Annotated in this window: 12 protein-coding genes; 4 read left to right on the top strand and 8 right to left on the bottom strand. The window is 73.6% G+C overall.

All coding sequences use genetic code 11. From position 1 onward, the window contains the following. Positions 1-28: 28 nt before the first annotated feature. On the bottom strand, positions 29-739 hold the full coding sequence (locus tag NCI01_RS15210; protein ID WP_254182346.1) for a hypothetical protein: 711 nt from the start codon (positions 737-739) through the stop codon (positions 29-31). A 130-nt stretch (positions 740-869) separates the two neighbouring features. Here NCI01_RS15210 and NCI01_RS15205 point away from each other — a divergent pair, with 130 nt between their 5' ends. Together NCI01_RS15205 and NCI01_RS15200 are read left to right on the top strand one after the other, a co-directional pair. Then, on the top strand, positions 870-1,985 hold the full coding sequence (locus tag NCI01_RS15205; RefSeq protein WP_254182345.1) for a sensor histidine kinase: 1,116 nt from the start codon (positions 870-872) through the stop codon (positions 1,983-1,985). Then, positions 1,982-2,659: a response regulator gene (locus NCI01_RS15200; protein WP_254182344.1), complete on the top strand. Its 678-nt coding sequence runs from the start codon at positions 1,982-1,984 to the stop codon at positions 2,657-2,659. Before NCI01_RS15205 ends, NCI01_RS15200 begins: the two co-directional genes overlap by 4 nt. Positions 2,660-2,793: 134 nt before the next feature. Here the strand turns inward: NCI01_RS15200 and NCI01_RS22800 are convergent, their stop codons facing one another. From NCI01_RS22800 to NCI01_RS15175, 5 genes are all read right to left on the bottom strand, one after another. Then, positions 2,794-4,404, bottom strand: a complete 1,611-nt coding sequence (locus NCI01_RS22800) for a LuxR C-terminal-related transcriptional regulator (RefSeq protein WP_254182343.1) — start codon at positions 4,402-4,404, stop codon at positions 2,794-2,796. Positions 4,405-4,423: 19 nt separating this feature from the next. Next, on the bottom strand, positions 4,424-5,536 hold the full coding sequence (locus NCI01_RS15190; protein WP_254182342.1) for a flavin-containing monooxygenase: 1,113 nt from the start codon (positions 5,534-5,536) through the stop codon (positions 4,424-4,426). A gap of 121 nt (positions 5,537-5,657) precedes the next feature. Next, positions 5,658-6,026 carry a hypothetical protein gene (locus NCI01_RS15185; protein ID WP_254182341.1) on the bottom strand — a complete coding sequence of 123 codons (369 nt, stop codon included), beginning with the start codon at positions 6,024-6,026 and terminating at the stop codon, positions 5,658-5,660. Positions 6,027-6,184: 158 nt separating this feature from the next. After that, positions 6,185-6,730 (bottom strand): DUF6448 family protein, encoded by a 546-nt coding sequence (locus NCI01_RS15180; protein ID WP_254182340.1) that lies wholly within the window; start codon positions 6,728-6,730, stop codon positions 6,185-6,187. Positions 6,731-6,870: 140 nt separating this feature from the next. Continuing rightward, positions 6,871-7,674 carry an alpha/beta hydrolase gene (locus tag NCI01_RS15175; RefSeq protein WP_254182339.1) on the bottom strand — a complete coding sequence of 268 codons (804 nt, stop codon included), beginning with the start codon at positions 7,672-7,674 and terminating at the stop codon, positions 6,871-6,873. Positions 7,675-7,992: 318 nt separating this feature from the next. Here NCI01_RS15175 and NCI01_RS15170 point away from each other — a divergent pair, with 318 nt between their 5' ends. Further along, a complete protein-coding gene (locus tag NCI01_RS15170) occupies positions 7,993-9,216 on the top strand; it encodes an HNH endonuclease signature motif containing protein (RefSeq protein ID WP_254182338.1) in 1,224 nt (407 codons plus the stop codon). A 24-nt stretch (positions 9,217-9,240) separates the two neighbouring features. On the opposite strand, the gene NCI01_RS15165 is transcribed toward NCI01_RS15170, so the two are convergent. Together NCI01_RS15165 and NCI01_RS15160 are read right to left on the bottom strand one after the other, a co-directional pair. Then, positions 9,241-9,420 (bottom strand): hypothetical protein, encoded by a 180-nt coding sequence (locus tag NCI01_RS15165; RefSeq protein WP_254182337.1) that lies wholly within the window; start codon positions 9,418-9,420, stop codon positions 9,241-9,243. A 105-nt stretch (positions 9,421-9,525) separates the two neighbouring features. Next, positions 9,526-10,017: a hypothetical protein gene (locus NCI01_RS15160; protein WP_254182336.1), complete on the bottom strand. Its 492-nt coding sequence runs from the start codon at positions 10,015-10,017 to the stop codon at positions 9,526-9,528. A 158-nt stretch (positions 10,018-10,175) separates the two neighbouring features. On the opposite strand from NCI01_RS15160, the gene NCI01_RS15155 reads away from it, so the two are divergent. Beyond that, positions 10,176-12,053, top strand: coding sequence for an ATP-binding protein (locus tag NCI01_RS15155; protein ID WP_254182335.1), 1,878 nt, complete (start codon positions 10,176-10,178; stop codon positions 12,051-12,053). Positions 12,054-12,058: the final 5 nt, after the last annotated feature.

Here is a 12,058-nt window from a genome sequence, read left to right as displayed (position 1 = left end):
TGGCACGCCCGCGGGTCCGGCGCGTCGGTCAGTGGACGACCGGCGCCGTCCGGGACGACGAGACCGCCGTCGTCGAGTGCGGCTCACGCGCGATCCGGCGGCCGAGGATGCCGAACGCGAACGCGATGGGCAGGAACACGCTGCCGAGCGACGTGACCTCCGAGATCACGAACAGCCCCGGGAGGGTGAGCGCGAGCAGCCACGCAGGCAGGCCGAGGCCGCGACGGATCAGCACGATGCCCAGGAAGCTCGAGCTAGCCAGGGTGAGCAGCAGGACCGGGACCAGGACGATGAACACCGCCTCGAGGAGCTCCTCGTTGCCGCTTCCCCACTGCGTCCAGTACTCGGCGAAGCAGCCGAGGGTCGCCAGGGAGAGCGCGGTGAGCGTGATGCGCCACGCCCAGCGCTCGGCCCCGCGGAACCCGGCGGCGGACCGCCGACGGTGGACGACGAACGCGGCCAGCGTCGCGGCCCCGACGACGGGGCCCCAGATCTTCCCGTAGGTCAGGTAGACCACGTTGGGTGAGGACCAGTCGAGCAGGGGCGCGAGCGCCGTCGACGCCGGCTCGGACCAGACCTGCATGTATCCCTCGTCCAGGTCGCCCGCGCCGTCCCGGGTGGCGACCCGGGAGAGGGCGTGGAGCTGTCCGACGACCAGGCCGACCCAGGCCATCACCCAGGCGAGGCGGCCGATCCGGCGCTGGTGGTCCGGCTGGTCGAAGAACCTGAGGGTTGACATGGCTGCTCCTTCGCTCGGGGGACCTCCACCATCGGCCGGTCGGGGCGACCGGCGCATCGGCGCGGGGACCGATCTCTGGTCAACCCCTGGTTTGACGGAGCGGGGGCGCCGATCCGCGTAGCCTCGACATGTGATCGGGCGAGGTCCGTCGACGGTGACCGACTGGGGCGTCCCGGCGATCGTCGCCGGGGTGTCGCTCCTGGAGGTCGCCCTGGTCGCGCCGGACGGCGCTGCGGCCGCGGTCGTGCTGTCGCTGCTGTCGTGCCTGGCCCTCGTGCCGCGCCGCCGGTGGCCGCGGTCCACCACGTTGGTGGCCGGTGCGCTGACCCTCTTCACACCGTGGTTCGGGCCCGAGCTGGACGACCTGGCGGCACCGATCCTGGTGCTGGCCGTCGTGGCCTACACGCTCGCGCGGTGGGTGCCCGGCTTCGGCGGCCTGCTCGTGCTCGGCGCGCTCATGGTGCTCCTCGCCGCCGACTATGTCTTCACCGACGAGCGGGACAACGACGTCACCGACGTCTTCTTCGTGACCTCGCTGCTGGTGCCGCCCTACGTCCTGGGACGCGTGACGCTGCGCCTGGCGGAGCAGACCGCCGAGCTCGAGCGCCAGCAGCACCTCGTCCGGGAGCAGGCCGTCCGCGACGAGCGCCAGCGCATCGCGCGCGACCTGCACGACGTGATCGCCCACTCGGTCAGCGCGATGGTGGTGCAGACCGCCGTCGCGCAGGAGCTCCTGCACACGGACCTGGACAAGGCAGCTCAGGCCCTGGACAACGTCGCGGCCACCGGGCGGCAGGCGCTCGCCGAGACGGGTCGGCTGCTTCACCTGGTCCGCGACAGCGCGGACGAGCTCGGTCTGGAGCCGGCCCCCGGGCTGGCCCAGCTGCCCGACCTGGTCGAGCGGTTCCGCGTCGACGGCCTCGACGTCGACCTCCGGCTCGCCGACCCGGTGCCCGAGCTGCCCGCGGGCGTGGACGTGTCGGCGTACCGGATCGTGCAGGAGGCGTTGACCAACGCGTTGCGCTACGGCGCCGACAGCCGCGCAGAGGTCACGGTCAGCTGGGACTCCGACACGCTGCGGATCCGTGCCGCCAACCAGGTCGGCGGGCGCTCCGGCCAGGGCACCGGGCTCGGGCTGTTGGGCATCGCGGAGCGGGTCCACGTGCTCGGTGGGCGGCTCGACCACGGGGTCACCGACGGCGGGCGGTTCGAGGTGGACGCGAGCCTGCCGATGGGGGCGACATGAGGGCCCCAGTCCGGGTCGTGGTCGCCGACGACCAGGAACTGGTCCGCAGCGGCCTGCAGCTGGTGCTCGAGGCCCGCGGGATCGACGTGGTCGACACCGTCGGTGACGGCCGGGCAGCCGTCACGTCGGTCGCCACGCACGCACCCGACGTGGTGCTCATGGACGTGCGCATGCCGGTCCTCGACGGCATCGCGGCCACCCGCGAGATCGTCGCCGCCGGCGGGCCGACCCGAGTGCTGGTCCTGACGACGTACGACATCGACACCTACGTCTACGGCGCGCTCCGGGCGGGCGCCGCGGGGTTCCTGCTCAAGGCGACGCCGCCCGAGCGGCTGGTCGCCGGCATCGAGACGGTGGTCGCGGGCGAGGCGCTGCTGGCGCCGGCCCTGACGCGACTCCTCATCGAGGACCACGTACGTCAGCCGCCGGGCGTCGACACCGCGCTCGACGTGCTCACCGAGCGCGAGCGTGAGGTGTTCGTCCTGATGGCGCGCGGCCTCACCAACGCCGACATCCAGACCCTGCTGGTCATCTCGGAGGCCACCGTGAAGACCCACGTGAACCGGATCCTGACGAAGCTGTGCCTCACCACGCGGGTGCAGGTGGTGGTCCTCGGCTACGAGACCGGCGTGGTGCGCCGGGGTGAGGGCGTGCTGCCGGCCACCCCGGGGTGAGGGTGATCCGTGCTCGGGCCTGGCAGGCCCGCGCCCTCGGTCGCGCTCCCGCCGGCCCTGCCGCCACGGAGGTACCAGCACAGCATCAGGCCCGAGCTGACGAGGTAGAACGTGTGCCGACCCATGTGCGCGGGTCAGACCAGCCCGTGCTCGAACGCGTACGCCGCGGCGGCGGTCCGCGAGCCGACGTCGAGCTTGGCGAAGATGTTGGACAGGTGGCGTGCGACGGTCTTCTCGCTCAGCACCAGCACGGTCGCGATCTGGGGGTTGCTCCGCCCGGACGCGACGAGGCGGAGGACCTCGACCTCCCGTGCGGTCAGCCCGCCCGGCAGGGAGTCGGGGGTCAGCATCGCGGAGGCCAGGTCGGCCATGGGGGCGGCGCCGACCTGGCGGAATACCGCCCGCGCGGCGACCAGCTCGCGCTCGGCCGACGACGGGTCGGCGAGGGCGGTGAGGCAGCGCGCAACGAGCAGCCGCGCCACCGCGGCGTCGTACGACGCGGACGCCCGCGCCCACAGCTGGTGGGCCTTGCGGAGGTAGGGGAGGGCCCCGGACGCGTCACCGGCCGCGAGCTCGACGGCGCCCATGGCCTGGGCCCCGGCCGCGGAGAGCGCGGTGGAGCCCACCGAGGCGGCCAGCGAGACGAGCTCGTCGGCCAGCGGGCGCGCGCGGTCGACGTCGTCGCACGCGAGCAGCACCTCGACCGCCGCGGGCAGCAGCCGACACCGCTGGACGGGTCCCTCCGCGGTCGCGAGCAGCCGCTCGACCGCCGCCACCGCGGCGGCGGCTCGCCCGCCGGCCAACCACAGCAACGCCAGCCCGGGTTGCGGGTCGAGCCCCAGGTCGGCGGCGCGCTGGTAGGCGGCGTCGGCGTCATCGAGGCGCCCGCGCAGGCGCAGCACGTCACCCGTCTCGACGGCGGTCAGCGCGACGGCGGCCGGGGTGCCGATCTCGACGTAGCGCTCGGCCGCCTCGGCGAACTCGCGCAGCGCGTCGTCCCACGCACCCCGGAGGCGCATCAGCTGGCCGCGGTGCACGGCGCACTGGCCGGTGAAGGCGAGCAGCCCGGGCTGCGCGGCGCACCAGCGTTCGAGGGCCGCGGTCCACTCGGCGACGCGGCCGAAGTCGCCGATCTCCTGGGCTCCCTCGATGGCGGTGCAGTAGACGTGCCCGGCGATGAACGGCGAGAGCTCGCCCGTCAGCACCCGCACCATCGCGTCGTCGAGCTGGGCCAGCCCGGCGGCGAACTGGCAGGTCATGATCGACACGCGGCCCTGCGCGCAGGTGCTCATCGCGGTCAGGTCGGGATCACGCAGCCGCCGACCGACCTCGAGCGCCTCGGCGGCCCGGCTGCGGGCGGTCGCGAGGTCGCCCTCTCCGAGCGCGCGGAACATCATCAGGAACGCGACCCAGCCACCCTCGACGCAGTCCTCACCGATCTCCGCGACCAGGTCGGCGGCCCTGGCGGCCCACCCCCCGGCGAGCGCGTGCTCGCCGTGGTCGGCGGAGTTCATCGACAGGCGGAACGCGCACCGGGCGGCGCCGCGCAGGTCGCCCTCTTCCTGGCAGGCCAGGAACGCGCGTTGCAGCGCGCCGACCAGCTCGTCGTGGTGCCCGACCAGGCCGGCGGCCGTGCTGAACTGCTCGAGCTCGTCGGCCCCGAGGCCGCCGAGGCCCGCGTCTGACCACGCTTCGTAGGCGGCCTGCCAGTCGCCGCGCCGGAAGTGGTCGGCCGCCTCGCTCACGGTTCGAGCGTACGACCGATCAGGCCGCCGCGGGCCGCCTCGCGACGGCGTTCTCGAGTCGACGGGAACGCGCCTCGACCCGGTCGGCGACGAAGGCCGCGTCCCGGCCGACGCCGGTCATCAGCATGGAGCTGAACGAGTACTGGAAGGCCAGGCCGCAGAAGAACAGCCCCGGTGCGTCGGGGACGACGCCGCGCTCCTCCCGCGGCCAGCCGTCCTCGTCGAGGACCGGGAGGTGGATCCAGTCGAAGTCCTGCCGAAAGCCGGTCGCCCACACGACGGTGGACACGTCGCGTGGCGTGCCGTCGACGACGGGCCGGCCGTCGCGTGACTCCTCGATCCGGCTGGTGACGCGCTCGACGCCACGCTCGACGAGGTCGCGCCGCTTGACGCGGAGCATCGGGCCGCCGTGGTGGCGCAGCTCGTCCTTCAGCGTGGCGCGCATCGGGCTGCGTCGGGTGAGGACGTGCTTCCAGGCGAACAGCAGGACGGGAAAGGCCACCCGGAAGGCCGGTGAGCCGAGCCGCGGCGGGATCTCGCCGCAGTCGCGTCCGGCCAGGACGACCGGGTGCGTCTGGGCCAGCTCGTAGGCGATGTCGGTCCCGCTGTGGCTCGCGCCGACGACCAGCACGGCACCGTCGTTGACCTGGCTGGGGCGGCGGTACTCGCTGGAGTGCAGCTGCAGGATGCTCGGGTCGAGCGCCGCGGCCACCTCGGGGACGAGCGCGCTCCGGCCGAAGGTCCCGGTCCCGACCACGACGTTGCGGCAGGTGAACCGGCCGCGGTCCGTCGTCACGACGTACCCGTCGCCGTCCGCGTCGAGCGCCTGCACCCGGGTCTCGAGGCGCACGGGCAGCTCGAAGGTGCGGGCGTAGGTCTCCAGGTAGTCACCGACGGCGTCCTTGCCCGGGAAGGTCCAGCGTGGTGCGGGGAACGGCAGGCCGGGGAGGCCGTCGAACTGGGCGGGGGAGTAGAGCCGCAGGCTGTCCCACTGCCGTCGCCAGTTGTCGCCGACCCGACCGGCCGCGTCGAGGATGACGAAGGGGACGTCGCGGCGCTTTAGGTGGTAGCCGGTCGACAGCCCGGCCTGGCCAGCACCGATGATCACGGTGTCGATGTCTGTGGTGTCCATGTCGCGACGCTATTTCCGCGACGGCTCCCACCGCGTCGGGCGGGATGCCCATCTCGTACGACGTCCCCGATGGGTGGATCGACCCATGCGCGACGGCGCGGGCGGCCCGGCACCCCCGTCTTCAGTCGCGCTCCCAGGGCGCCTCGTCGCCCATCTTGGCGTAGTACTTCGCCAGGTGGCTCTTCACGCGAGCGACGTCCTTGTCGGGCAGGTCAACCCCGCCGCGGCCGCCCGACATCACGTTGCCGGCGGCCATCACCCCGCGCGGCACCGCGCGCAGCCTGCCGTCGACGACGTCGGCGATGAGCAGCTTGTAGGCGGTGAAGTTGTCCTTCTTGTCCGCGTCGTACCAGACGTGGGCGTCGCGGTACTTCTCGTTCGGCTCGTCCTCGGCGCCGGCCCACTCGCGCACGCGCTTCTCGGCGGCATCGCCGTCCCAGTCGTGGTCGCGGTCGGCGAGGGGCAGGTCCTGGAAGCTCGTCACGGCCATGTCTCCACGGTCACCCTGCCTCGCCGCGGTGACCACCCCCGAAGAGGCGGGTCTCGACACGCCAGCTCGACCGGCGAGGGGTGGGGACAGGCCGAGACCAGGGGGCAGGGCGCGCCGGCTGGGGAACGACTCCGACCGGACGTTCCGAGCTGCAGGCGCTAGCCGTGGTGGTGGGGCCCGGCGTGCTCGGCCGCGCCGTGACCCCGGCGCGTGATGACCTCGAGGACCTCGTGGCTGTAGACCTGGAAGCCCAGCATCGCCTCCACCCAGGTGCGCGCGTCGGCCACCGACCGATCCTTGGTGGCCGCGAGGGCGTTCACCTCCTCGAGGCGATGCTCGAGCTGATGGCGCAGGGTGGTGATCAGGTAGTCAGCGACGGGTCCGGCGTCGCCGGTCGTGATGGCGGTCTCGGCGAGCGGGATCGCAGGTCCGACGTCCAGCCCTGCGGGCTTGAGGCCGGTGAAGGCCTCTCCTTCTCCGGCTCGGTGGATCCGGACGACCGTCTCGAAGAACAACCTGTCGGCCACCTCACGTGCTTCAGGGCTCGCAGCCCGGGCAGGCAGGACCGCAGCGAAGACGGACCGAACCTCCTCCTCGCCGTCCTCGGGGACGAACGGAAGCACCACCGTCACGTCGGAGGCGTCCAATGCTCGGCGGGCCGCTTCGACGACCGGGCCGTCGAGCGAATCGCAGTGCGGGGGCATGGTCTTCGCTCCTTCCTGTCATCGGGCCCCATCCTCCTGCGCCGGCGCGTGCCGGAGCACGGTAGAAGGTCCCCGGTCGGGCTGGACCTCTGGCAGGTGCGGTACGGCCTCACACCAGGCCGCCGGCAGGCCGGGCGTCGTCACCCCACCCTGCGAGCCAGCCGCTCGACGGCGTCGGCGACCCGCGGGCCGAACATGACCGCGTCGTTGTGCCCCGCGCCCTCGATCACGACGCGTTCGGCCAGCGCGGGCGCGCTGTCGGCGACCCGCGCGCTGAGCTCGGTCGGCACGACGTCGTCGCGGTCGCCGTAGACCACGGTGACCGGTACGTCGCTCCCGGCGATCGGTCGGAGCACCGGGAACCGGTCGCGCAGCAGCGTGCGGACGGGCAGCCACGGGAAGTGGTGCCGGCCGACGTCGGCAAGATCGGTGAACGGTGACCTGAGCACGACCGCGGCGGGACGGTGCCGCTGCAGGAGGCCGGCGACCACGCCGGTCCCGAGCGACTCGCCGAAGAAGATCGTGCGCTCGAGGGGATGACCGAGGCCGTCCAGCGCGCGCACCGCTGCATCGGCGTCAGCGGCGAGCCCGTCCTCGCTGGGACTGCCCGGGTTGCCGCCGTAGCCGCGGTAGTCGAGGAGCAGCACCGCGAACCCGCGGTCCCCGAGCTGGCGGGCGAGGCCGGCCCGGCCGGCCCGGTTGCCACCGTTGCCCGGGGCCACCAGGACGGCCAGGCCGGTGTGGCGTCCGGCGTCGGCAGGCAGGTACCACGCGCCCAGCTCGAGCCCGTCAGCCGTCACCAGCGTGACGTCGCGGGCACGCGGCAGCACCTCGCCGGCGGGTGGTACGTCGCTCGCGTCGGGGTAGTAGACGAGCTGTCGCTGCAGGCCCCAGGCGGCCGTCAGGCCGACGCCGGCGAGGAGCGCCACGACCACGAGCCCCACGACGAGCCTCCTCCTGCGGGACCGCGCCATCACCTCATCGTGACACGACGGAGCGAGCCGCCGTCCTCAACAGACGTGAGTTTTGGTTGCCGGCGGCGTCGAACAGGTGTACGATAAGTGAAGCACGCCGATCCGCAACGGATCCCGTCTGAGGCGACGGAGATCCCGGGATCGGGACAGTCACCCATAGAACCCCGGTTGGTGCTCCGGGGACGCCGCACGGCTCACGGGTGGCGACCTGGCAATGGGCCGGCACGTCTCACCGCAACCACCCCGGAACTGGGTGGGTGTCCGTGACGCGTGTCGAGGAGGTGGCCCATGCATCCGATCATCGAGTGTGCATCCGACATCTCCGCCGCCGTGAAGGCCGCCCGCGGCGTGGAGCCGGCGTTCATGAGCACCACGGAGAAGGAGTCCGCGCTGGTCGCCCTGGCCGAGGCCCGGTCGCAGCTGGACGCGTTGACGGCCCGCGTGCTCGCCGCCGCGGACGACGTGGGCGAGGCGCACGGACTGCGTGATGCCGCTGCCTGGCTCGCGCTCGAGACGCGTACGACACAGCGCGAGGCGCGACGAGTTCTCGCGCTGGGCCGGGCGATGGAAGCCCACCCGGACGTGGCCGCGGCGCTGTCCTCCGGCGCCCTTCGGACGGAGCAGGCGCGCGTGGTCGCCGACGCGGTCGACGCGCTGCCCGCCCACGTCGACGCGGAGATCCGGTGGCGGGCGGAGGCCACGATGCTGGCCCTCGCCCGTGACCACGACGCGCGAGACCTGAGGCAGATCGGCAAGCGGATCCTCGACGTGGTCGCGCCGGAGGTGGGGGAGTGCCACGAGGCCGCTGTGCTCGCGGCCGAGGAGGCGCGGGCCGACGCGGGCGTCGAGCTGGTCCTGGTCGACGACGGCGCGGGCCGCTGCCACGGACGGTTCGAGATGCCCTCACACGTGGGGAAGATGCTCAAGCGGCACCTGCTCGCGCTCGCCAACCCGGCGCGCCATACCGACGCCGAGCTCAAGGACGACACCGGCGCGTGGAAGCCGCTGCGGCGGCGGTTGGGCGAGGCGTTCGTGGAGTACGTCGAGCGCTACCCCGAGGACCGCACCCCGCAGACGGCGGGAGTGAGTGCCACCGTGGTGGTGACGATGACGCTGGACCAGCTGCTCGCGGATGACGGCACCGCGCTGCTCGACGACGGCACCCGCATGTCGGCGGGCCAGGCTCGTCGGCTGGCGTGCGAGGCCGGGATGATCCCGGCGGTCCTCGGCTCACGGTCCGTGCCCCTCGACATGGGCCGCCGGACCCGGCTCTTCACGAAGGCGCAGCGGGTCGCCCTCGGACTACGGGACGGCGGCTGCACAGCCAGGGGCTGCGAGACCTCGGCATCCGGGTGCCACGCCCACCACGACGACCCGTGGTCCCGCCTGGGGATGACCGACCTCGCCAACGGGCGACTGCTTTGCCCCCGACATCATCGCCTCGCACACGACTCCCGCTACGCGATGACGACCCACTCCGACAACAAGGTCAGCTTCGCCAGGCGGACGTAGACCGAGGGGGACGCGACCCGAGCGTCAGGCGCCCAGCGCCTGGAGCCCGTGGTAGACGGCGAACGCCGGCCAGACGATGCCCTCGAGGATGGCAAGGACGTGCTGCCAGAAGCCGTCCGCCTCGATCCAGAAGTAGACCCAGGCGCCGAAGATGCCGAGTCCGTAGATGGCGTTGCCCGCCTGGCCCGATGCGGTGCTGGCCATGCTCGTGCTCCCTTCCACTGCGATCCGCTCCCACGCTAGGTCGGGGAGACGGGGTGGTGGCAGGGTCCTTCGACCCACGGGGACGGGCCACGTCGCCTGCGGCGCTCAGGAGTCGAACGCCTCCACGGTGGCCCGTCCCTCGGTGGCGAGGACCAGCGAGATCCAGCCGTCGGTGCCGCGCAGCCTCCGGCTGGTGGCGTCGGTGACGACGTAGCGGCCGACGAAGCGGTGGGTGACGACGTAGGTGGCGTCGGTGAACTCTCCGCACACCTCGCCGATGGCTTCGAGGCTCAGCGTCCGCTTCGGGGAGGTCACGTCGAGGGTGCCGGTGGCGGGCTCGCAGGTGCCGGGTGCCGGCAGCGAGCCGTCGTCGGCGGCCAGCGTGGCGACGTACGTGCCGTCGAACGGGTCGCCGGTCACCGAGCCGGCGAGGTGCGCGGTCCCTGCGGCGTCTGGGGAGTACGTCCCGACGTCGGCGCCGCGGAGATCCACGAGGGGCTTGGGGGCGGCGACCGCGGGGGAGGCGAGGGCCGGCACGGCGAGCGCGGCGACGGTCAGGGCGGTGAGTCGGGGGTTGAGTCGGGTCGTGCGGTTCATCGATGTGCTCCTGGGTTGTTCGGTCGAGGAGACGACCGTGCCCGGGATGGCTTGACGGTGACTTGGGACCGACTTGAGCGGGACACCTGTGCCCAAATTCGGGGCCGCAGGGGAGCTCGTGGAGTCCTATCCTCGACGGAGGCGAGGCGAGGAATGGGGTGGACGGACAGCCGCAGCTCAACCTGCACGTGCTCGGCGAGCTCACGGCCACGCGCGACGGCGCGGTCGTGGACCTCGGCGGGCGCCGTCAGCGCGCCGTGCTGGCGGCGCTGGCCATGCAGCGCGACCAGGTGGTGCCGGCCGACCGGCTCGTCGACTGCGTGTGGGGCGACCACCCGCCCGCCAACGCGAACGGCGCGCTGCAGGCGTACGTCAGCCACCTGCGTCGGCGGCTCGAGCCCGACGCCACCGCCCGGCAGCGCGAGGGCGTGATCGCCCGGGCCGGGCCGGGCTACGTGCTACGTCTGGCACCGGACGCCGTCGACGCGTGGGCCTTCGAAGCCGCGGTCGAGGCGGCCGCGGGCCAGGCGCCCGGGGACGCGGTGTGCACGCTGGAGACGGCGCTGCGGGCCTGGCGGGGACCGGCGTACGCCGACTACGCGGGGGAGGCGTGGGCCGAGGCCGAGGTCGCGCGGCTGACCGAGCTGCGCGGGGTCGCCAGGGAGCGGCTGCTCGCGACGCGGCTCGAGCTCGGCGAGGCGCAGCTCGTCATCGGCGACCTCGAGGCGCTAGTCAAGGAGGACCCGTTGCGCGAGGAGCGCTGGCGGCTCCTCACCCTGGCGCTCTACCGCGCGCACCGGCAGGCCGCCGCGCTGGCTGCGCTGCGCCGGGCGCGTGAGGTGCTCGCCGACGAGCTCGGCGTCGACCCCGGCCCGGCCCTGCGCGCGCTGGAGGCGGAGGTGCTGGCCCAGTCGCCGGACCTCGACGGGCCGAGGCCCGCGGCGCCCGCGCCCCCGGCGACGCTCGTCCCGCGACCGCGCACCCCGGATGGGCTCGTCGACCGGGACGACGAGATGGCTCTCCTGCGGACCAAGCTGGACGAGCTGGCCGAGGGGACGTCCGGCTGCCTGCTGGTCGAGGGGCCCGCCGGCATCGGCAAGACCCGCCTGCTCGACGAGGTCCGCCGGCTCGCCGTCGCGGCCGGGGTGTGGGTGCGGTCGGCGCGCAGCAGCGCGCTGGAGCAGGACTTCGAGTGGGGCGTGGTCCGGCAGCTCTTCGGCGCCGGCGCGGAGGACGCGCTGGCTCACGGCGAGCGCTTCGCCGTGCTCCGCGGGCTGTGCGAGCTGACCACGCAGCTCGCCGAGCAGGCCCCGTTCGTGCTCTGCGTCGACGACGTCCAGCGGTGCGACGAGGCGTCGCTGCAGTTCCTCGCCTACCTGGTCCGGCGACTCGAGGGGCTGCCCGTGCTGGTGGTCCTCGCGATGCGCACCGGCGAGGCGCACCAGGCCGACGACCTCGCCGAGCTGGTCGCCGACGAGACGGTGAGCGTCGTACGCCCCGCGCCGCTCAGCGAGGAGGGGACCGCCGCGCTGGTGACCGACCGGCTCGGTCGTGGCGCCGACGCCTTCGTGACCACCTGCCACCGGATGACCTCGGGCAACCCGCTGCTGCTGCGCCAGCTGCTGCGGGCCCTCGCCGACCAGGGCGTCCCGCCCGACGCCGCCCACGTCGACACCGTCCGCGCGGTGGGCTCGCGCGCGATCGCCTCGCTCGTCACGCTGCGCCTGCGCAGGATGCCGCCCGGCGTCACGACGGTCGCGCGCGCGGTCGCGATGCTCGGGCCGACCGCCGACCTGCTGAGCGTGGCCGACCTCGCGCAGCTCTCGGAGGAGGACGTCGCGGCCGCGCTCGACCTGCTGGCCCGCAGCGAGATCCTCCGCGACGGGCACCCGCTCGACTTCGTCAACCCGCTGGTCCGCGACGCGATCCATTCCGACGTCCCGGCGGGCGAGCGGGCCCTGCTGGTCGAGCGGCTCAACCGACGGCTCAAGTCATCCTCAAGTCGCCTCGGCGACGCTGGGGTGCAGACACAGTGAGGTGC

The organism is Nocardioides pinisoli (assembly GCF_024199985.1).
Classification (GTDB): domain Bacteria; phylum Actinomycetota; class Actinomycetes; order Propionibacteriales; family Nocardioidaceae; genus Nocardioides; species Nocardioides pinisoli.
Note: the sequence above shows the minus strand (reverse complement) of the source record. Positions and strands in the feature narration are given on the sequence as shown.